At 62.9% G+C, this 19,772-nt stretch carries 18 protein-coding genes and 2 tRNA genes; 13 read left to right on the top strand and 7 right to left on the bottom strand.

Features of this window, described 5'->3' with window-relative positions:
• The first annotated feature begins 42 nt into the window (after positions 1 to 42).
• The 13 genes from ftsH to XalbCFBP2523_RS10775 all read left to right on the top strand — a co-directional run bounded on the left by ftsH (position 43) and on the right by XalbCFBP2523_RS10775 (position 14,485).
• A complete protein-coding gene (ftsH, locus tag XalbCFBP2523_RS10835; protein WP_045760589.1) occupies positions 43 to 1,977 on the top strand; it encodes an ATP-dependent zinc metalloprotease FtsH in 1,935 nt (644 codons plus the stop codon).
• 274 nt (positions 1,978 to 2,251) lie between these two features.
• Entirely contained in the window at positions 2,252 to 3,154 is a 903-nt protein-coding gene (folP, locus tag XalbCFBP2523_RS10830; protein WP_045757923.1) for a dihydropteroate synthase, read from the top strand.
• Complete coding sequence (gene miaA, locus XalbCFBP2523_RS10825; protein WP_045757924.1) at positions 3,154 to 4,104, top strand: tRNA (adenosine(37)-N6)-dimethylallyltransferase MiaA; 951 nt, start codon at positions 3,154 to 3,156, stop codon at positions 4,102 to 4,104. Before folP ends, miaA begins: the two co-directional genes overlap by 1 nt.
• A gap of 120 nt (positions 4,105 to 4,224) precedes the next feature.
• Complete coding sequence (hfq, locus tag XalbCFBP2523_RS10820) at positions 4,225 to 4,500, top strand: RNA chaperone Hfq (protein WP_012915686.1); 276 nt, start codon at positions 4,225 to 4,227, stop codon at positions 4,498 to 4,500.
• A 26-nt stretch (positions 4,501 to 4,526) separates the two neighbouring features.
• Positions 4,527 to 5,852 (top strand): ribosome rescue GTPase HflX, encoded by a 1,326-nt coding sequence (hflX, locus tag XalbCFBP2523_RS10815; protein WP_045766682.1) that lies wholly within the window; start codon positions 4,527 to 4,529, stop codon positions 5,850 to 5,852.
• Between the two features lie 180 nt (positions 5,853 to 6,032).
• A complete protein-coding gene (locus XalbCFBP2523_RS10810; RefSeq protein ID WP_045757925.1) occupies positions 6,033 to 6,527 on the top strand; it encodes a CinA family protein in 495 nt (164 codons plus the stop codon).
• Positions 6,528 to 6,965: 438 nt separating this feature from the next.
• Positions 6,966 to 7,601: a transcriptional repressor LexA gene (lexA, locus tag XalbCFBP2523_RS10805; RefSeq protein ID WP_045765569.1), complete on the top strand. Its 636-nt coding sequence runs from the start codon at positions 6,966 to 6,968 to the stop codon at positions 7,599 to 7,601.
• Between the two features lie 192 nt (positions 7,602 to 7,793).
• A complete protein-coding gene (recA, locus tag XalbCFBP2523_RS10800; RefSeq protein ID WP_045757927.1) occupies positions 7,794 to 8,831 on the top strand; it encodes a recombinase RecA in 1,038 nt (345 codons plus the stop codon).
• A 113-nt stretch (positions 8,832 to 8,944) separates the two neighbouring features.
• Entirely contained in the window at positions 8,945 to 9,436 is a 492-nt protein-coding gene (recX, locus tag XalbCFBP2523_RS10795; protein WP_012915691.1) for a recombination regulator RecX, read from the top strand.
• A 105-nt stretch (positions 9,437 to 9,541) separates the two neighbouring features.
• On the top strand, positions 9,542 to 12,193 hold the full coding sequence (gene alaS / locus XalbCFBP2523_RS10790) for an alanine--tRNA ligase (protein ID WP_045765570.1): 2,652 nt from the start codon (positions 9,542 to 9,544) through the stop codon (positions 12,191 to 12,193).
• 129 nt (positions 12,194 to 12,322) lie between these two features.
• Entirely contained in the window at positions 12,323 to 12,538 is a 216-nt protein-coding gene (csrA, locus tag XalbCFBP2523_RS10785; protein WP_012915693.1) for a carbon storage regulator CsrA, read from the top strand.
• Positions 12,539 to 12,619: 81 nt separating this feature from the next.
• Positions 12,620 to 12,712 (top strand) — tRNA-Ser (locus tag XalbCFBP2523_RS10780).
• A gap of 783 nt (positions 12,713 to 13,495) precedes the next feature.
• On the top strand, positions 13,496 to 14,485 hold the full coding sequence (locus XalbCFBP2523_RS10775; protein WP_045765571.1) for a DedA family protein/thiosulfate sulfurtransferase GlpE: 990 nt from the start codon (positions 13,496 to 13,498) through the stop codon (positions 14,483 to 14,485).
• A 164-nt stretch (positions 14,486 to 14,649) separates the two neighbouring features.
• Here XalbCFBP2523_RS10775 and XalbCFBP2523_RS10770 read toward each other — a convergent pair.
• From XalbCFBP2523_RS10770 to XalbCFBP2523_RS10740, 7 genes are all read right to left on the bottom strand, one after another.
• A tRNA-Arg gene (locus XalbCFBP2523_RS10770) sits at positions 14,650 to 14,726 on the bottom strand.
• A gap of 201 nt (positions 14,727 to 14,927) precedes the next feature.
• Positions 14,928 to 15,737 (bottom strand): bifunctional hydroxymethylpyrimidine kinase/phosphomethylpyrimidine kinase, encoded by an 810-nt coding sequence (gene thiD / locus XalbCFBP2523_RS10765; protein WP_045766683.1) that lies wholly within the window; start codon positions 15,735 to 15,737, stop codon positions 14,928 to 14,930.
• Between the two features lie 146 nt (positions 15,738 to 15,883).
• On the bottom strand, positions 15,884 to 16,558 hold the full coding sequence (locus tag XalbCFBP2523_RS10760; protein ID WP_012915696.1) for a YoaK family protein: 675 nt from the start codon (positions 16,556 to 16,558) through the stop codon (positions 15,884 to 15,886).
• Between the two features lie 51 nt (positions 16,559 to 16,609).
• Positions 16,610 to 17,059 carry an ABC transporter C-terminal domain-containing protein gene (locus XalbCFBP2523_RS10755; RefSeq protein WP_045757233.1) on the bottom strand — a complete coding sequence of 150 codons (450 nt, stop codon included), beginning with the start codon at positions 17,057 to 17,059 and terminating at the stop codon, positions 16,610 to 16,612.
• Between the two features lie 38 nt (positions 17,060 to 17,097).
• Positions 17,098 to 18,498, bottom strand: a complete 1,401-nt coding sequence (locus XalbCFBP2523_RS10750; RefSeq protein WP_045765572.1) for a PhoH family protein — start codon at positions 18,496 to 18,498, stop codon at positions 17,098 to 17,100.
• 82 nt (positions 18,499 to 18,580) lie between these two features.
• Positions 18,581 to 19,060, bottom strand: a complete 480-nt coding sequence (locus XalbCFBP2523_RS10745) for a peroxiredoxin (RefSeq protein WP_012915699.1) — start codon at positions 19,058 to 19,060, stop codon at positions 18,581 to 18,583.
• A 61-nt stretch (positions 19,061 to 19,121) separates the two neighbouring features.
• Entirely contained in the window at positions 19,122 to 19,697 is a 576-nt protein-coding gene (locus XalbCFBP2523_RS10740) for a glycine cleavage system transcriptional repressor (protein ID WP_104629953.1), read from the bottom strand.
• Positions 19,698 to 19,772 lie beyond the last annotated feature (75 nt).

Raw genomic sequence — 19,772 nt, 5'->3', positions numbered from 1 at the left:
ACGCATCGAGACAGAGTTGAAGGGGCACCGGAGCCAATGAGGATGAACGACTTGACCAAAAATCTGCTGTTGTGGGTAGTCGTTGCCGTCGTGCTGATGGTGGTGTTCCAGAGTTTCTCGCCGCGGCTGGCCGGTGGCGGGGGCAACGACACCGTGACCTACACGCAGTTCCTGAAGGACGTGGATGCCGGCCGGGTGAAGTCGGTCGATTTCACCGACGACACTGGGCTGTCGGTCACGGCGATCCGCTTCAAGCGCGACGACAACAGCGAGGCCACGGTCTATGGCCCACGCGACGACAAGCTGGTCGACGTGCTGTACAGCAAGAATGTGGAAATGACCCGGCAGAAGCCGACCAGCGGGCCGGGCTTTTGGTCGTTGGTGCTGAATTTCCTGCCGGTCATTCTGATCATCGGCTTCTGGTTGTTCATCATGCGCCAGATGCAGGGCGGCGGCGGCGGTGCCAAGGGGGCGATGTCCTTTGGTAAATCGCGGGCCAAGCTGCAGGGCGAGGACCAGGTCAAGATCACCTTCGCCGACGTCGCCGGGTGCGACGAGGCCAAGGAGGAGGTCGGTGAACTGGTCGACTTCCTGCGCGACCCGACCAAATTCACTAAGCTCGGCGGCAAGATTCCGCGCGGCGTGCTGATGGTGGGCCCGCCCGGCACCGGCAAGACCCTGCTGGCTAGGGCAATCGCGGGCGAGGCCAAGGTGCCGTTCTTCAGCATCTCCGGTTCGGACTTCGTGGAGATGTTCGTTGGTGTCGGCGCCAGCCGCGTGCGCGATATGTTCGAGCAGGCCAAGAAGCACGCGCCGTGCATCATCTTCATCGACGAGATCGACGCGGTCGGCCGTCATCGCGGCGCCGGCTTGGGTGGCGGTCACGACGAGCGTGAGCAGACCCTCAACCAGTTGCTGGTGGAAATGGACGGGTTCGAGGGGGGCGAGGGCGTGATCGTGATCGCCGCGACCAACCGTCCCGACGTGCTGGATCCGGCGTTGCTGCGTCCGGGCCGTTTCGACCGCCAGGTGGTGGTGGGCTTGCCCGATGTGCGTGGTCGCGAACAGATCCTCAAGGTACACATGCGCAAGCTGCCATTGGCCGACGACGTCGAGCCGATGGTGATCGCGCGTGGGACACCGGGGTTTTCCGGCGCGGACCTGGCCAACTTGTGCAACGAGGCGGCGTTGTTCGCCGCGCGCGAGTCGGTCAAGGAGGTGCGCATGGACCATTTCGACCGCGCGCGCGACAAGATCCTGATGGGTGCCGAGCGCCGCTCGCTGGCGATGAGCGAGGACGAAAAGACGCTCACCGCCTACCACGAAGCCGGCCATGCCATCGTCGGCCGATTGGTGCCCGAGCACGACCCAGTCTACAAAGTCACCATCATCCCGCGCGGGCGTGCGCTGGGCGTGACCATGTACCTGCCGGAAGGCGACAAGTACTCGATGAATCGTGTCGCGATCGAGTCGCAGCTGTGCTCGCTGTACGGCGGTCGCGTGGCCGAAGAATTGATCTTCGGCACCGACAAGGTCACCACCGGCGCTTCCAATGACATCGAGCGCGCGACCAAGATGGCGCGCAACATGGTCACCAAGTGGGGGCTGTCCGACGAACTGGGGCCGATCGCCTATGGCGAAGAAGACGACGAAGTGTTCCTGGGGCGTTCGGTGACCCAGCACAAGAGCGTCTCCGACGACACCGCGCGGCGTATCGATGAAGTGGTGCGTTCGATCCTCGACAAGGCGTATGCGAAGACCACGCAGATCCTGACCGAAAACCTCGACAAGCTGCACACCATGTCGCAGTTGCTGCTGCAGTACGAAACCATCGACGCACCGCAGATCGACGCGATCATGGAAGGCCGCGATCCGCCGCCGCCGATGGGCTGGGGTAAGTCCGGCAAAGATGGTGGCAACGATCAGGGCAATTCGCGGCCATTACCGCCGATCGCCGGGCCCGCCGAGCAGTTGTAGGGTGTGACGCCGACAGTCGCGTCCGCAGACGAGCCGGGGAGCGATCCCCGGCTTTTTTGTCGTCAGTGGGAGTCTGATCGGGGCGCGCAAACACCATGCTCGTCGCGTGGCTGTGTTCTGCGCGACAATGATGTTTTCGCGGTGCGTCCATTGCCATGCTGCTGTCCCATTCGACGCGACCGTTCCCGGTAGCCGTTTTTGCCGTCTTGCGCGCCGTTATCGGTGTAACCGTCGCGGCGTGTTCCGGCTGCACAGATGACCAGGAGATCTGTTGATGTTCGATACCTCGCCTCGCCTGGATTGCGCTGGCCGCATCCTGACGCTGGACCGCCCGCGGGTCATGGGCATCGTCAACGTTACTCCCGACTCGTTCTCCGATGGCGGCGCGCATGCGACGGTCGAAGCGGCGGTCGCGCATGGCCTGCGTCTGGCCGAGGAGGGCGCGGACCTGCTCGATATCGGTGGCGAATCGACCCGGCCTGGAGCCGCGCCGGTGCCGGTGGAGGAAGAACTGCGTCGGGTGATTCCGGTGATCGAGCGACTGGTCGCGCAGACCGCGCTGCCGCTGAGTGTGGACACCTTCAAGCCGGAGGTGATGCGCGCGGCGGTGGCGGCTGGTGCCGGCATGATCAACGACGTGCAGGCCCTACGTCAGCCCGATGCGCTGGATGCGGCCGCGGACCTGCGCGTGCCGGTGGTGCTGATGCATATGCCTGGCGATGCCTACGCCGCTGGCAGTGCGCCGCACTACGACGACGTGGTCGCCGAGGTACATCGATTTCTGGTCGAGCGTGTTTTCGCTGCGGAGATGGCCGGCATCGACAAGCGCCGCTTGCTGATCGATCCGGGCTTCGGGTTCGGCAAGAGCACCGCCGACAATGTGCAGTTGCTTGCGCATCTGCCGCGTCTGTGCGAGTTGGGCGTCCCGGTGCTGGCGGGCTTGTCGCGTAAGCGCAGCATCGGCGAGCTGACCGGACGCGAGTCGCCGGAACAGCGCGTGGCCGGTTCTGTCGCCGCACACTTGCTGGCCGCGCAGCGCGGCGCATTGCTGTTGCGTGTGCATGACGTCGCCGCGACCGTGGACGCACTGACGGTCTGGCAGGCGGTACAGGCCGTGCCGTCGCCGCGTGTTGCGACGGGGACGGCAATGCCGATCCGCTGGCCGGACGAGGACTGATGCCGGCCGACCAGCGCCCGCGCGCGATCGCGTTGATGGGCCCGACCGCTTCGGGCAAGACCGCGGTGGCCATCGCCCTCGCCGAGCGTTACGGTGGCGAGATCGTCAGCGTCGATTCGGCGCTGGTGTACCGAAATCTGGAGATCGGCGCGGCCAAGCCCGATTCCGCGCAGCGGGCACGGGTGCCCCACCATATGCTAGACCTGCGCGATCCCTGGCAGACCTATTCGGCGGCCGAATTCGCGCTGGATGCGCGCGCCGCATTGGAGGGGATCGTCGCCCGTGGTCGCCTGCCGATCCTTGCCGGCGGGACTGGCCTGTACTTTCAGGCCCTGCTCGAAGGTCTGGCGCCGATGCCACCAGCCGACCCGCAGTTTCGGGCCGCATTGGCCGCGCGGGCACGTGCCGAAGGCTGGGCCGCATTGCATGCGCAATTGCAGCGGATCGACCCGGTGGCGGCTGAGCGGATCCGCTCGGGCGATGCGCAGCGCATCCAGCGCGCGCTGGAGGTGTACCAGCACAGTGGTCGCCCGATCAGTGCTTGGCAGGCCCAGCCCAGGCCGCCTCGGTTGCCGCTGCGCGTACTCAAGCTGGTCTTGGCGCCTACCGATCGCAGTGTGCTGCATCGGCGCATCGAAGCGCGTTTCGATGCGATGCTGGCGCAAGGGTTTCTCGACGAGGTGCGTACATTGCGCGCTTTGCCCGGCATGCGCGCGGTGGAACAGCCGCTGCAACTGCCAGCGGTGCGCGCGGTCGGCTATCGTCAGGCATGGGAGCACCTGGACGGCGAGACTGACGCGCCGACCTTCCGCGCACGTGGCATCGCCGCCACCCGTCAGCTTGCCAAGCGTCAATTGACTTGGCTACGCGGTGAACTGGATGCGCGCTGGTTCGATCCGCAGGGCGATGCCGGGCGTTTGCAGGCGGCGCTGGAGTCCTTCCTCATCTGATCCGCATTCCTGTCGCGCTGTGCTTGCGCTCGCGGTTGTGTACCATCAGCGTTCCGGACCACGGCAGGGGAGCTGCATTGCCGTGCCGGCCAATAAAAACAATAAGTTCGGGAGTGAAGCATGTCCAAGGGGCAATCCTTGCAAGATCCTTTCCTCAACGCGTTGCGGCGCGAGCGGGTGCCTGTGTCGGTGTATTTGGTCAACGGGATCAAGTTGCAGGGGACGATCGAGTCGTTCGACCAGTTCGTGGTGCTGTTGCGCAACACCGTGAGCCAGATGGTCTACAAACACGCCATTTCCACCGTGGTACCGGCACGCAACGTGCGTGTGGGGCCGGGCGGCGGTTATGTGCAACAGAATGAAGGTGGCAGTGCGATCGATGACGAAGCCGAGTAGCGGGTTGTTGAAGGCTGGAGTTGCAAGTGTTTGATCGGTCGCGTCGCGGCGAACACGCACTGTTGATCCAGCCCTACGCGGGCGGTCCATTGCAAGACGACGTGTTGGAAGAGTTCGCCGATCTGGCGCGCTCGGCTGGTGCCAGCATCGCCGCGACCGTGACCGCGCGCATCGACAAGCCCAGCCCGTCCACGCTGATCGGTAGCGGCAAGCTCGAGGAAGTGAAGGCGGCGGCCGATGCCAGCGGCGCCGATCTGATACTGGTGAACCACGCGCTCAGCCCGGGCCAGGAGCGTAACCTGGAGAAATACTTGGAGCGGCGCGTGATCGACCGCACCGGGCTGATTCTGGACATCTTCGCCCAGCGCGCACGGAGCCATGAAGGCAAGCTGCAGGTCGAGCTGGCGCAATTACGGCACATGGCCACGCGCCTGGTGCGCGGTTGGACCCACCTGGAGCGTCAGCGCGGTGGGTCGATCGGCTTGCGCGGTCCTGGCGAAACCCAGCTGGAAACCGACCGACGCCTGTTGCAGAAGCGGGTGGAGCAGTTGCAGAAGCGCTTGGAAAAGGTCGAAGTTCAGCACACCCAGATGCGTCGCGCGCGGGTACGCAGCGAACTGCCACGGATCGCCGTGGTCGGCTATACCAACGCGGGTAAGTCGACCCTGTTCAATGCGCTGACCGGCGCCGAGGCATATGCCGCCGATCAGTTGTTCGCGACCTTGGATCCGACCGTGCGCCGTATCGCCTTGCCCGGTGGCAATGCCATGCTCGCCGACACCGTCGGCTTCGTGCGCGACCTGCCGCACGAACTGGTCGCCGCGTTCCGTTCCACCCTGTCCGAGGCGCGCGAGGCCGACTTCCTGCTGCATGTCGTCGATGCTGCCGATCCACTGCGCGAGGAGCGCATCGCCCAGGTCGACGAGGTGCTGCACGCAGTCGGTGCTGGCGAGTTGCCGCAGTTGCTGGTGTTCAACAAGATTGATCGCATCGAGGGCGCCCAAGCGCGCCACGACGCCCAGGACGGCGCCCCGGACGCGGCGCGGCGCGAGCGCGTGTGGATCTCGGCACGCGACGGACGTGGCCAGGATCTGCTGCAGCAAGTGCTCGGCCAGCGTCTGGGACTGCGTCATGTGCAGGGACGTTTGCGCCTTCCGCCGAGCGCTGGGCGCCTGCGCTCGCAGTTGCACCAGTTGCAAGTGATCCGCAGCGAACAGGGCGACGAGGATGGCTGGTTGTTGCAGGTGGACATCCCGATCACCGAAGCCGAACGCCTTGCCGCCACCGCCGATGGCGCGCCGATCCGCGCGCTGTTGCCGCCGCGCGAGCAGGAGGAATGGCAGCAGCGCTGAGCCCTCTGCTTGGTGCAGTCTTGTAGGCACGACATCGATCGGGCGTGGCGCGCCATCCGCGTCGATCTGGCACAGGCGCGCCTGTCGCTGACCGCCAGGACCAGTCATCCGCTGGCACACGCATGCGCGACAGCCACGGCGAATTGGGCTACAAAGCGCATTGGTTTTCCGAGTTGCGCCATGACCCTGCCCGCCGATCAAGACCTGCTGCATCTGGCCACTGCGCTCAGCGAGCGCCTGCGCTCCGCGCGCGAACGGTTGGTGACCGCCGAGAGTTGCAGTGGCGGCTGGATCGCCAAGGTGATGACCGACGTCGCCGGCTCGTCGACTTGGTTCGATTGCGGCATCGTCGCTTACAGCTACGAAGCCAAGCAGGCGTTGCTTGGTGTACGTCCGCAGACGCTGGAGCAGCATGGTGCGGTCAGCCGCGAGACGGTGATCGAAATGGTGTCTGGCGCGCTGGTCAGTTCCGGGGCCAGCATCGCGGTGGCGGTCACCGGCATCGCCGGACCAAGTGGCGGTTCGGCGGATAAGCCCGTGGGCAGCGTCTGGCTGGGCTGGAAGCGGCGCGGTGGCTATGCCAGTGCACAACTGTTCCACTTCCCCGGCGACCGCGATGCGGTGCGTCGGCAGACCGTGGCCGCGGCACTATGCGGTCTGGACGCGCTGCTGTGAACGTTGCCGAGCGCATGCGATAGCAGAGTGCGCGATGTGGGAAACGTTGATCGTGGCGCCGACGTTGGATTGCCTGCCATTCTGCGTTAACTCATCGATGCCCTGGGCGAGGGAGGAGCCGACACGGCGATTTTCAATCCTGTTGGCGTACTTCTCCTGCCTGCCGTGTCGTGCTTGGCGCACTGCAATTGCTCGGCGATATCTGCCGCGCGATACTCGTTGGGTCGAGCCTGCGACATCCTCTTCTGGATCCGACGCAGCTGGCGCTGAGCATGCTGCTGGCGTCAGTCCGAGGGGGCGACCGTTGCGGGCCGGGCTGTCATGCGCTCAGCCGCGCTGGCCGAAAGATGGGATTGGAGTCGCTGTGTCGAGTGCTTGGAGCATAGCGGCGGTAAGGGCAGTTGCCTTTTGGAGATTTTAGTAGTATTACTACTAATCATGGAGATAACCGAAACCCAACAGGCGATCCTCGACTTGATCGCCGAGCGCATCGAACACGAAGGCGTCCCGCCTTCCCAGACTGAAATTGCCCGTGCCCTCGGCTTCAAGGGCGTGCGCGCCGCGCAATATCATCTGGAGGCATTGGAGCAGGCAGGCGCGATCCGGCGTGTGCCGGGGCAGGCACGCGGAATCCGCTTGCTGGGCGGAGGAGGCACGCCGACGGCGCCGCCGCAGATCGACAAGGCCGACATCCTGCGCTTACCCGTGCTGGGGCGGGTCGCGGCCGGTTTGCCGATCGGTGCGGACATCGGCTCCGACGATTTCGTGGTGCTGGACCGGGTGTTCTTCTCGCCGGCGCCGGATTACCTGCTGAAAGTGCAGGGCGACTCGATGCGCGACGAAGGCATCTTCGATGGCGACCTGATCGGTGTGCACCGTACCCGCGATGCGCGTTCGGGGCAGATTGTGGTGGCACGGATCGAAGAAGAAATCACCGTCAAGCTGCTCAAGATCGGCAAGGACCGTATTCGTCTGTTACCACGGAATCCGGATTACGCGCCGATCGAAGTGTTGCCCGATCAGGATTTCGCCATCGAAGGCCTATATTGCGGCCTGCTGCGTCCAAACCGCTGATGCGGTGGGGTGGGGCATGCACGACACCGTTCTTAGGACTTTCCCGACCTTGCACATCGCCATTCGCCGCTGTCGTAGACATGCTCGCGCACATTATTTTGGCTTCGCCACGCGTCGTCTCAGCCTGTGCGATACCAAGTCATTACATTGAACCCACTCCGCACATCCTCCTCACTTTCCAAGGAAACAACAATGGACGAGAACAAGAAGCGCGCGCTCGCGGCCGCCCTGAGTCAGATCGAAAAGCAGTTCGGCAAGGGCTCGGTGATGCGGATGGGCGATCGTGTCATCGAAGCCGTGGAAGTGATTCCGACCGGTTCGCTGATGCTGGATATCGCGCTCGGCATCGGTGGCCTGCCGAAGGGCCGCGTGGTCGAGATTTACGGTCCGGAATCCTCGGGCAAGACCACCCTGACCCTGCAGGCCATCGCTCAGTGTCAGAAGAACGGCGGCACCGCTGCGTTCATTGATGCCGAACATGCGCTGGACCCGGTCTACGCTGCCAAGCTGGGCGTCAATGTCGACGAATTGCTGCTGTCGCAGCCGGATACCGGCGAACAAGCGCTGGAAATCGCCGATATGCTGGTGCGCTCGGGGTCGGTGGACATCGTGGTGATTGACTCGGTCGCCGCGTTGACCCCAAAGGCCGAAATCGAGGGTGAAATGGGCGATCAACTGCCCGGCCTGCAGGCGCGTCTGATGAGCCAGGCGCTGCGTAAGCTCACCGGCAACATCAAGCGCTCCAACACCCTGGTCGTCTTCATCAACCAGTTGCGCATGAAGATCGGTGTGATGATGCCGGGGCAGAGCCCGGAAACCACCACCGGCGGTAACGCACTGAAGTTTTACGCATCGGTGCGGTTGGATATCCGCCGCATCGGCGCGATCAAGAAGGGCGATGAAATCATCGGCAACCAGACCAAAATCAAGGTGGTCAAGAACAAGTTGGCTCCCCCGTTCAAACAGGTCGTCACCGAGATCCTCTACGGCGAAGGCATCAGTCGCGAGGGCGAACTGATCGACATGGGCGTGGAGGCCAAGCTGGTTGAAAAGGCCGGCGCCTGGTATAGCTACGGCAGTGAGCGCATCGGCCAGGGCAAGGACAACGCTCGCGGCTACCTGCGCGACAACCCTCAGGTTGCCGCCAAGTTGGAAAGCGAACTGCGCGAGAAGTTCCAGCCCACGGAAATCGCGCCCAGCCCCGCCGACGCCGAAGACCTCGACGCTTAAGGGTTTTCTGCCGGGGGAGCGGTGGAGTCAGTGCCGCTCGTCTCCCTCGGCGGTCTTGATCAAGCTAAGGAGCACACGTGCCAGGGATGGCGCATGACTGGTGGTGGATTTCCATGAGCGAAGAGCCTGCACAGGAGCGCCATCGGCGTCGCCGACAACCGGAGCAGACGCCGCTGCAAAAGGCTTTGGGATTGTTAGTGCGGCGCGAGCATTCACGCAAGGAATTGACCCGCAAGTTGTTGGCGCGCGGTGTGGAGGTAGAGGCTGCCAATGCGGCAGTGGATCGCCTCAGTGACGATGGCTGGCAGGACGATGGCCGATTTGCTGAACTGTTGGTCCGCAGCCGTGCCAGCCTGGGCTATGGACCGCTGTACATCCGCGCAATGCTATGCACGCATGGGTTCGATAGCGATGCCATCGCGATGGCCATGGCGACCTTCGAAGGCGATTGGGCCGAAAATGCCCGCGACTTGGTGATGCGGCGTTTCGGCGCGGAAGCGTCAAGAGATCTGCAACAACGGCGCAAGGCTGCCGACTTGCTGGCGCGGCGGGGTTTCGATGGCGATAGCATCCGCGCAGCTATGCGCGATGCCACGGAGGACTGAGCGGGTCGGGCCTGTTACCCTTGGTGGCTATCTTGTCGGGTTTCTATGCGTCTTCATCGTTGATGGCACGCGTGAAAAACCCGCCCGCTCGTCTACAGCCAGCCCATGAACGCACCCGCCAAATTTTCTACCTCCCAGATTCGCAGTGACTTCCTCGAGTTCTTCAAGGGGAAGGGCCATACCATCGTTCCCTCCGCCCCACTAATACCCGGTAACGATCCGACCCTGCTGTTCACCAATTCCGGCATGGTCCAGTTCAAGGACGTATTCCTTGGCGCCGAGAAGCGCAGCTACGTACGCGCGGCGGATGTGCAGCGCTGTCTGCGCGCTGGCGGCAAGCACAACGATCTGGACTCGGTCGGTTATACCGCCCGCCATCACACGTTCTTCGAGATGCTCGGTAACTGGTCCTTCGGCGATTATTTCAAAAAAGATGCGATCGCCTGGGCCTGGGAGTTGCTGACCCAGGTGTGGAAATTACCGGCCGAGCGCTTGTTGGTCACGGTCTACCACACTGACGATGAGGCATATGGCCTGTGGCGCGATATGGTTGGTGTGCCGGAGGAGCGCATCGTGCGCATCGGCGACAACAAGGGTGCGCCTTACGCCTCGGACAACTTCTGGCAGATGGCCGACACCGGCCCCTGCGGTCCCTGTACCGAGATCTTCTACGACCATGGCGCACATATCGCGGGCGGCCCGCCGGGATCGCCGGAGGAGGATGGCGACCGTTTCATCGAAATTTGGAACCTGGTGTTCATGCAATTCGATCGCCAGCCCGATGGGACCCTGGTGCCGCTGCCGGCGCCCTGCGTGGATACCGGGATGGGATTGGAGCGCCTAGCGGCAATCCTGCAGCATGTGCACACCAACTATGAGATCGACCTGTTCCAGGCACTGATTCGCAAGGCCTCCGAACTGACCGTCACCACCGACCTGGAAAACAAGTCGTTACGCGTGATTGCCGATCACATTCGTGCATGCGCATTCTTGATCGTCGATGGTGTGTTGCCGTCCAACGAGGGGCGCGGCTATGTTCTGCGCCGGATCATCCGCCGTGCCTTGCGCCATGGTTGGATGCTCGGCGTGCGGCAGGCGTTCTTCAGCAAGCTCGTGCCGACCCTGGTTACGCTGATGGGCGAGGCCTATCCCGAACTGGTCGCGGCGCAGGACATCGTGTTGCGCGCCTTGCAGGCTGAGGAAGAGCGTTTTGCCGAGACCCTCGACGCCGGGATGAAGATCTTCGAAGACGTTGCTGCGAAGGCACAGGGAGGCGTGATCGCTGGCGAAGATGCCTTCCGTTTGTACGACACTTACGGCTTCCCACTGGATTTGACTCAGGACATCGCCCGCGAGCGCGCTTTGTGCGTGGACGAGCAGGGTTTTGAGACGGCAATGGAAGAGCAGCGCAGGCGTGCACGCGAGGCCGGCAAGTTCGGTGGTGGCGTGCAGTTGCCGGCCGACTTGGTCGCGACGCTGGCGCCGACCGTGTTCCTGGGCTACGACAGCTTGCAGGCCGATGGCTTGCGTGTGGTCGCATTGCTCAAGGATGGGCGGCCCGTGAAGTCCGTGCAGTCCGGCGATGCGGTGATCATACTGACCGATAAGACGCCATTCTATGCGGAATCTGGCGGTCAAGTCGGTGATATCGGCATATTGCTCCAGGGCAGTACGCGCTTTGCAGTGACCGATACGCAGAAGTTCGCTGGCCAGTTCCATGGCCATGTCGGTACGTTGATCGAGGGTACTCTGAAGATCGGCGATGTGCTCGCCGCTCAGGTCGATGCTGAACGCCGTCGTGCGACTATCCTCAACCATTCTGCTACTCATTTGTTGCATGCTGCGCTCCGCGAGGTCTTGGGAACGCATGTCCAGCAGAAAGGCTCGCTGGTGGCGCCGGATCGCCTGCGCTTCGATTTTTCGCACTTCCAGCCGATCGCTGCCAAGGAACTGGCCTTGATCGAACGCAAGGTCAATCAGCAAGTGCGCGCCAACCACGCCGTCGAAGTGCATCAGATGGGGATGCAGGAAGCGCTGGACTTCGGTGCGATGGCGCTGTTCGGCGAAAAATACGGCGAGCGCGTGCGGGTACTGAAGATGGGCGATTACTCCACTGAACTATGCGGCGGTACGCATGTAACGCGGACAGGCGACATCGGCCTGTTCAAGATGACCAGCGAAGGCGGCGTATCCGCCGGCGTACGTCGCATCGAGGCGGTGACAGGTCAGGGAGCCCTGGATTACGTGTCGGCCGAAGAAGCCATGTTGCACGAGGCTGCCGAGTTAGTCGGTGGCAGCGCGAATGACATGGTAGACAAGATTCGTCAGCTTGGTGACAAGTACAAGCGCCTGGAGCGCGAAATGGAGGCATTAAAGGCCAAGTTGGCCTCCAGCGCTACGGCCGACCTAGCCGGTTCGGCGGTCGATGTGGGCGGGGTGAAGGTGCTTGCGGTACGGTTGGAGGGATTCGATGCCAAGGCATTGCGCGAGGCGATGGATCGCTTGAAGCAGCAGCTTGGCGAGAGTGTGATCGTGTTGGCTGGTGCTAGCGAAGGCAAGGTTGCACTGGTTTCAGGGGTGAATGGCAGCCCAATGGGACGGGTCAAGGCCGGGGAACTGTTGAGCCACATCGCCAGTCAGATATCGGGCAAGGGCGGCGGCCGCCCGGACCTCGCCCAGGGTGGTGGCGAGGACGGGCCCGCCCTTGTTCATGCTTTGGCAGGCGTCACCGAATGGGTCAAGCAACATCTCTCCTGAATATTCATACATGAAGCCTTGCTGGCAGGGCACGTCTTCGCTAACATACATAAGCGTATTGGTTATGGTGACGCTCCGCATGGAGTGTTGTGTCGGTGGGAGTGCTGGTTTCTTTGGAGAATTCTAAAAATGTTGATCTTGACTCGCCGGGGAGGCGAAACCTTGATGATCGGCGATTCGGTCACCGTGACGGTGCTTGGGGTCAAGGGCAACCAAGTGCGTATCGGCATCACCGCGCCTAAGGACGTGGCTGTGCATCGCGAAGAAATTTATCAACGCATCCGGCGCGGTGATGAGCAGAACTCGCATGGTGCGATACCTCATGACGATCAATCTGACGATTGATGTGAGGAAAGGGTTTACCTGAGATAGTCGAACCCTGTATCCTTCGCGGCCGGTCGCGGAATACCCGCAACGCGTAAATCCGGAGTGATGCCCGAGCGGCTGAAGGGGCTCCCCTGCTAAGGGAGTATAGGGTCAAAAGCTCTATCGAGGGTTCGAATCCCTCTCACTCCGCCAGTAGTCAAGAAACGCCTGCAAAGCAATGATTTGCAGGCGTTTCTTTTTTATCTGGCCGGTGAGCTGGCAGGCTAGGACGGGATGCTTGTATGCGATTTCGGACGGCCTTCCGTGAGGCGGCCATCGGTCGCGACGACGTTCGTTTGTGCATCCCAACCCACTGCGAGTTTGGTGGCGCGTAAGCTCATCAACGGTATCGCTGTGAAGGATTTTCCAGGCAATGACGAGAAGGTGGATGGATGGAAGTCCGCTGCCCTATGGGGGCCGATCCTTGCTGCGACACAGGTAGGCCCTGTGCCGGTTGGTGCAATGGCGCGCCGTGTTCGGTCGTCCCTGGTTGCGTGTGCATCGCGCGAGCGTGTTGGCGAACTCGGCGCGGCGCAAGGTTGGCGGATTGTTCGCTCAGGATGCCCTGAGCATGTTGGCTATGCGTGGCATGCGCGGGCTGTAGTGGGGCGGCTTGGGCTTGGTTGGCCTGCCGGAGATCTGTTGCGCGGACTCCCGCCACGCGCTGCTGAGCAAGTGGTTCCGCAGGGAGGTGGGCTAAAGCCATTGATGAGCAATTTCAGGTTGCTTGGCGCAGTGGCAAGGAGTGGGCCACTTGGCGCGATTGACTGTGCTTGACGTGGTCTGGGCGAAGTGTGGTTGGTGCGGGTCGTCGTGCGCATGTGCTGCGCGACGATGGATGGATGTGTCCGGCCGGTGATGCGTCGGCGCGGACACGCGCCGTCGGTGTTGGGAGGATAATGGCCTCGGTTGTTTTCGTCTTGGGTGCAGCATGACATGCAGGAACTGATCGCGCGTTATGGGCTGGCTCTGCTCTTCGTCAACGTGTTGGCGTTGTCGTTGGGTTTGCCTGTGCCAGCATTGCCAACCCTGATTCTGGTTGGTGCGACGTATGCGTTGCTCCACGGTGTGGAGATGTGGGTTGCACTGTTGAGCGCGTTGTCGGTTTCGATCCTGGCTAGTCTGCTCGGTGATCTGCTCTGGTTCTGGGCTGGTCGCCGTTATGGCAATCGCACGTTGCAGTCGCTGTGTCGGCTGTCGTTGTCGCGCGACAGCTGCATGAGGCAAACCGAGCGCTTCTATGCGCGCTGGGGAGTACGCCTGCTGATGCTCGCAAAGTTCGTGCCTGGTTTGTCCATGGTCTCGGTGCCGATGGCCGGTGCGATGCGGGTACGGTTGGCTATGTTTCTGCGCTACGACACCTTGGGCGCCGCGTTGTGGGCTGTCTGTGGTCTGTTGCTCGGTCTATGCTTTGCCGGCCAACTCCAGGCATTGCTGGATTGGTTGAGTTTGTTAGGCGCGCGCGCGTCGCTGTTGCTAGGCGGTCTGCTGGCCTTCTATGTGGGTTATAGGGCTTGGCGCCGGTACAGATTGATGAAGTCGATGGAGTCCTCGCGCATCGACGTGGACGAACTCTACGCGTTGATGCAGGGTGAGGAGGTACCAGTTGTGTTGGATATTCGCGCTCCGGGCTATCGCACGCTGGAGTCGTATGTCATTCCGGGGGCGATGCCTGTGGACGACCGACGTATCGACGAGATTGTCGCGGCGTTGCCGCGCGAGCGCAAAATCGTCATTTACTGTGCGTGTCCGAATGAGGTGTCTGCTGCCGTGCTGGCTAGGCGGCTGCGCCAGCGGCATTACGATGACGTGGTGCCGTTGCGGGGTGGGTTGGAGGCATGGCAGATGGCCGGTTACCCGGTGATAGAGGTCGGCGACGCCGGTGTTCCGCCTGTAGCGCCGCACGAAGGTGTGGGTGCTGCGTAAGCGTGCGGTCAGGAGGACGATGCGTGCTGCATGCTTTACGTGCAGAAGGTTTTATATGCAGGCAGCCATAGCGCTTATGCGCCGCAGGCGGCTTGTTTGTCCCGCCGATGAGTTGGCTGAAAACAAAAAACGACAAGCAACGGCTTGTCGTTTTTTTATCTGACTGGTGCGCCCGGAGAGATTCGAACTCCCGACCGCCTGGTTCGTAGCCAGGTACTCTATCCAACTGAGCTACGGGCGCGTTGTCAGGAGCGGAATTATGCGTGAGGTGGTTGGAGGCGTCAATCCTTCCTTCAAAAAATTCAGTCGATCTCGTTCAGCGAGGTCCTGTGTCACGATTACCGCTTGCTCGGTTCAAGGGGGCGTGGCCTGTCCGCTTGGCTCAGGCTGTGCTCATATAGGCAGTGGCGCAATGTGTTTTCTACGCGATGTGTCAGCTTGCTCATCCGCTGCGTGCGGCGCCGAAATGGTCCAGTACAACCACTGCGCTGCGGCCAGGACGGTAGCCGCCGCGCAGTGCGCGAGCCACGTAGTCGACCGCCGCTGCGCAAGCGGCTGGCAATGACATGCCCAGGCATAGTTGCGCGGCGATCGCCGCCGCGAGGGTGCAGCCAGTGCCGTGTGCGTCCAGCGCCAGCCGTGCATGGCTGAATTCGCTGCGGCTGGCGCCATCGTCGTAGCGGTCGATTACCCTCTGTCCTTCGTGTAGATGGCCGCCTTTTAGCAGTACTGCGCGCGCCCCAGCTTCCAGCAAGGCGGTGATCGCGTGCTCGGCATCGTCGGCGTTCTCGATCGGGCGACGCAGCAGTAACTGCGCTTCCGGAATGTTCGGCGTGACCAGGGTCGCCAACGGCAGTAGGCGCTGGCGCAGTGCGTCCAGCGCGTCGTCTTCCAGCAGGGTGGCGCCGCTGGTCGCCACCATCACCGGGTCCAGAATCACGTAAGGTGGACGGTGGTGTTCCAAGACATCGGCCACCAGGTCGATCACCGCGGCATTGGCGAGCATGCCGAGCTTGACCGCGGCGATGTCGAAATCGGCGAAACACGCCTCGATCTGCGCGCGCAGGAATGGCAATGGCGGAATATGCACGGCGGTCACGCCACGGGTGTGTTGCGCGGTGAGTGCGGCCGCCGCAGACAGGCCGTGTACGCGGTGCGCGGCGAAGGTTTTCAGATCGGCCTGGATTCCTGCACCGCCGCCGGAATCGGTGCCGGCGATGCTCAGCGCGGAGACGGAGATGGGGTCGGTCATGCGCAGATTGTGCAGTCCTGGCGACGCCTTGGCGATGGTGTCGCTTAGAGTGGCTAACAAAACTGCTGTGTCGCCGCTGGCTGGGCGCGGGCAGTGCTCGGAATCCTCATGCGCCGGCTGCACACGACTGGCGAAGCTTTTGTTGATCACTCATAGCGCTTGCGGTGATGGGATTGAATGAGCAGGGTGTACAGCGTGCCGACCGTGCCAGTCAGCAGCGCTGGCGCCAACAGTGCATTGAAACCGATGCGGCGGTACGCCAATGCACCCATCACGCCGCCGAGCAGGAATCCGCCGATGATCAGCAGGCTCAGGCGAATGCGCCGACGTTGCAGCGGCAGGCCGCTTAGCGCTTGGCCCAGACCGATCCCCAGATCAGTGAACATGCCGGTGAGATGGGTCGTGCGTACCACGGCGCCGCTGTAGATCGTGGTGGTGGCGTTCTGCAGGCCGCAGGCCATCGCGGCGAGCAGAGCGCCAGAGAGCTGCTGTTGTTTGAACACCTGCATCGCCGCGAGCAACAGCAGCGCTTCCAGCGCAAGCGCCAGACCGTAGCGCCGGCCCAGATGCAGACAGCTATCCTGCACGATGCTACCGGCTAGTATGGCGCCGCCCAGGAACGCGAGCACCACGCCGGTCAGTTGGCCGATCGCGCGAGTATCACCGTCAGCCAGTGCCGCCCCGAGCAAGGTCGTGGTGCCGGTGAGGTGGGTCACCGCCTGGTGCTCGAAACCGAGATAGCCGACCACGTTGACCATGCCGGCGACGCCGGCCAGTGCCCCGGCGAGAATCCATGCCCAGCGCGGCAACGTGAAGCTCATGCCGTATGGTGATGTGTACGCATCTGGTAGCGGTGGATACCAGTTGCCAACTTAGTGGGCGCCGTTGACCGCGATTTCGGAGAAGCTGCCGCTAGCCGGATCGTAGACAGCGCCCCAGAAGCGGGCGCCGCCGCCGCAGGTGCGTACCGCATCGATGGCGGGGTTGCGATCGCGGTTGTCGTCCGGGGCGAAAGCGTTGACGTAGATCGCTTGCTTGCCGTGATACACGATGCCTACGTACTGGTGATCGGAGCTCGATGGATCGGCGATCTGCGGCTGTAGTTGCGCCAGATGCGCTTCTAGTTGTGCGATCTGTTCCGGCGTCGGAATCCAATAGCCGTTCACCGCGCCGTCGTGGTGTGCCGGGCTGTCGCGCGCGCAGGTGTCCAGCACCTGCGCGGCGGTGCTGTTGCGCGTGACCACCCACGATTGCCCGACTTTGAGCGCGGTCGGTACGCTGGCCGGACCGGGTGCGGTGGCGCAGGCGCCAAGCAAGGCCATGACCAGTGCCGCACCGCTCAGGCGTGCGCCCCCGGTACTCACAGAACCTCCGAGGCATAGTCGGCCAGACGCGAGCGCTCGCCACGGCGCAGAGTGATGTGTGCGCTGTGCGGCCAGGCTTTGAAGCGGTCCACCGCATAGGTGAGACCGGAGGTGGTTTCGGTGAGATAGGGGGTGTCGATCTGTTCGACGTTGCCCAGACAGACGATTTTGGTGCCGGGGCCGGCACGGGTGATGAGCGTTTTCATCTGCTTCGGCGTCAGGTTCTGCGCTTCGTCCAGGATCAGATAGCGCGACAGGAACGTGCGCCCACGCATGAAGTTCATCGAACGGATCTTGATCCGGCTGGCGAGCAGGTCGTTGGTCGCCGCGCGGCCCCAGGCGCCGCCTTCCTGGGTGTGCGTGAGCACTTCCAGGTTGTCGGTCAGCGCCCCCATCCATGGCGTCATCTTTTCCTCCTCGGTGCCTGGCAGGAAGCCGATATCTTCGCCGACGCTGACCGTGGCGCGGGTCATGATGATTTCGCGGTAACGCTGCTGGTCCATGGTCTGCGCAAGACCGGCGGCCAGCGCCAGCAAGGTCTTGCCGGTGCCGGCGGTGCCGAGCAGGGTGACGAAGTCGATTTCCGGGTCCATCAGGGCGTTGAGCGCGAAGTTCTGCTCGCGGTTACGCGCGGCAACGCCCCACACCGCGTGCTGACCACTGCGAAAGTCGTCCACCAGCGCCAGCGTGGCCTTGCGCTCGGCGTTGACCTTGACCACGCGTAGTTCCACTTCGTCCTCGCCGGGCAGATACAGGTACTGGTTCGGATACCAGTCCTCGTCGGCGGCCAGCGTAATTTCGTAACAGGTGCGACCCTTGTCGCTCCAACTGCGCAGGTCCTGGTTATGTTTTTGCCAGAAATGCTCCGGCAGTTCGATCGCGCCGGTGTAGAGCAGGCTGAAATCGTCGAGCGCGCGGTCGTTCTCGTAGTCTTCGGCGACCATGCCGCTGATCGCCGCCTTGATCCGCAGGTTGATGTCCTTGGAGACCAGGATCACCGGCGTTTCCGGGCGCTGTTCGCACAGCGCCAGCACCGAGGCCAGAATCTTGTTGTCCGGGGCGACGCTGCCGAAGCTGCGCCCGGGCTCGACCGGCTGAATCTGGAAGTACAGCCGGCCGATGCTGCTGTTGCTCTTGAGCTGGATGCCTTGTGGGTGGCTCAGCGGGATGCCGGAGGCGATCTGCTCGGCGCCGGCGCCTTCTATCAATTCGTTGAGGAAGCGGCTGACCTGTCGTGCGTTGCGACTGACTTCGGACATGCCCTTCTTGGCGTTGTCCAGTTCCTCGATCACCTGCATCGGCAGGAACACGTCGTGTTCTTCGAACTTGAACAGCGCGGTCGGATCGTGCATGAGCACATTGGTATCCAACACGTAGATGCGCTTGCCTCGGGTCATCGTGGATTCCTGGAAAAGGGGCAGGGGAAAACCATCGCCGCCTGCGGGGCAGGGGGATGCGATGTGCTGGGAACCAGGGTTGTCACTGCTGGCTGGCGGTCTGCAGTGCGTCGAGAACGGCCTGGGCGTGGCCGGGAACCTTGACCTTGCGCCAGCTGTGCAGCACCTGGCCCGAGGGCGAGATGAGGAAGGTGCTGCGTTCTATCCCCAGCACTTGACGGCCGTACATGTTCTTTTCCTTGATCACGTCGAAGGCGCGGCACAGCGCCTCGTCGGCATCGCTGACCAACGGGAAGCGGAAGCCTTGCTTGTCGCAAAAGTTGTCGTGCGACTTCACCGAGTCGCGCGACACGCCTAGAACCACGGCCCCGGCTTTCTGGAACTGCGGCAACAGCGCGTTGAAATCGATCCCTTCGGTGGTGCAACCGGGGGTGCTGTCCTTGGGATAGAAATACAGGACCAGCCAGCGGCCGGCATAGTCGCCGAGCGTGGCGCTGGCGCCGCCGGACAGGGCCAGCGGCAAGGTCAGCGTGCTGCGATCCAGGGTGTCGCCATCCTTCATGGGGTGTCCTCTGCGTGCATCGCCATCATCGGCGTTCGGTTGCGTGGCTGTCCAGCGCGTCTCAGAACTTCATCGGGTCCATGATCGCGTCCAGGTTGAGGTGGTCGCAGAATTCCAGGAAGTCGTCGCGCAGCGCAGCGATGTGCATATTCGCCGGCACCCCGATCGTCACCTGGGCCGAGAACATCTCCGCACCGGTCTGCATTGCGCGGTAGCGCGTGCTTTGCAGGTTTTCGATAGTGATGCCCTGGCGGTCGAAGAAATCGGCCAACTGGAACAGGATGCCCGGTTTATCGGCGGCGATGACCTCGACGATGTAGGGCAGCAGGTTGGACTGCGCTTGTTTGGGGCCGGTGCGGTACCACACCAGCTTCATGCCTTCCTCGCGGTCGAGCCGGGTGAGCATGGCTTCCAGCTTGGCCACCGCGTCCCACGAACCGGTCGCCAGGGCGGTCACCGACACGTCGCGCCCGACAGTGGCCAGACGCGCATCGACGAGATTGCAACCGCTGTCGGTGATACGACGTGTGACCTGCAATAATGGTGACTCCGGATGCGTCGTGTAGGCGTTGATCAGGAGGTGGTTTTCGGTCGGCGCGGGCCGGGGTGTGGTGTCTGTCAAAGGGGCTTCCGGCATTGCGTATGGCTGAACGGCGTCAGGGCAGTCGCCCGACATGAGGTGCAGCATACTTGCCCGCGCTTTCGGGCCGCA

This window comes from Xanthomonas albilineans, assembly GCF_002939705.1.
Lineage (GTDB): Bacteria > Pseudomonadota > Gammaproteobacteria > Xanthomonadales > Xanthomonadaceae > Xanthomonas_A > Xanthomonas_A albilineans.
Note: the sequence above shows the minus strand (reverse complement) of the source record. Positions and strands in the feature narration are given on the sequence as shown.

What these genes read in the sequence shown, in the direction of transcription:
- ftsH (WP_045760589.1), top strand. Translation starts at nt 43, where the DNA reads ATGAACGACTTGACCAAAAATCTGCTGTTGTGGGTAGTCGTTGCCGTC.
- folP (WP_045757923.1), top strand. Translation starts at nt 2,252, where the DNA reads ATGTTCGATACCTCGCCTCGCCTGGATTGCGCTGGCCGCATCCTGACG.
- miaA (WP_045757924.1), top strand. Translation starts at nt 3,154, where the DNA reads ATGCCGGCCGACCAGCGCCCGCGCGCGATCGCGTTGATGGGCCCGACC.
- hfq (WP_012915686.1), top strand. Translation starts at nt 4,225, where the DNA reads ATGTCCAAGGGGCAATCCTTGCAAGATCCTTTCCTCAACGCGTTGCGG.
- XalbCFBP2523_RS10810 (WP_045757925.1), top strand. Translation starts at nt 6,033, where the DNA reads ATGACCCTGCCCGCCGATCAAGACCTGCTGCATCTGGCCACTGCGCTC.
- lexA (WP_045765569.1), top strand. Translation starts at nt 6,966, where the DNA reads ATGGAGATAACCGAAACCCAACAGGCGATCCTCGACTTGATCGCCGAG.
- recA (WP_045757927.1), top strand. Translation starts at nt 7,794, where the DNA reads ATGGACGAGAACAAGAAGCGCGCGCTCGCGGCCGCCCTGAGTCAGATC.
- recX (WP_012915691.1), top strand. Translation starts at nt 8,945, where the DNA reads ATGAGCGAAGAGCCTGCACAGGAGCGCCATCGGCGTCGCCGACAACCG.
- alaS (WP_045765570.1), top strand. Translation starts at nt 9,542, where the DNA reads ATGAACGCACCCGCCAAATTTTCTACCTCCCAGATTCGCAGTGACTTC.
- csrA (WP_012915693.1), top strand. Translation starts at nt 12,323, where the DNA reads ATGTTGATCTTGACTCGCCGGGGAGGCGAAACCTTGATGATCGGCGAT.
- XalbCFBP2523_RS10775 (WP_045765571.1), top strand. Translation starts at nt 13,496, where the DNA reads ATGCAGGAACTGATCGCGCGTTATGGGCTGGCTCTGCTCTTCGTCAAC.
- thiD (WP_045766683.1), bottom strand. Translation starts at nt 15,737, where the DNA reads ATGACCGACCCCATCTCCGTCTCCGCGCTGAGCATCGCCGGCACCGAT.
- XalbCFBP2523_RS10760 (WP_012915696.1), bottom strand. Translation starts at nt 16,558, where the DNA reads ATGAGCTTCACGTTGCCGCGCTGGGCATGGATTCTCGCCGGGGCACTG.
- XalbCFBP2523_RS10755 (WP_045757233.1), bottom strand. Translation starts at nt 17,059, where the DNA reads ATGGCCTTGCTTGGCGCCTGCGCCACCGCACCCGGTCCGGCCAGCGTA.
- XalbCFBP2523_RS10750 (WP_045765572.1), bottom strand. Translation starts at nt 18,498, where the DNA reads ATGACCCGAGGCAAGCGCATCTACGTGTTGGATACCAATGTGCTCATG.
- XalbCFBP2523_RS10745 (WP_012915699.1), bottom strand. Translation starts at nt 19,060, where the DNA reads ATGAAGGATGGCGACACCCTGGATCGCAGCACGCTGACCTTGCCGCTG.
- XalbCFBP2523_RS10740 (WP_104629953.1), bottom strand. Translation starts at nt 19,697, where the DNA reads ATGCCGGAAGCCCCTTTGACAGACACCACACCCCGGCCCGCGCCGACC.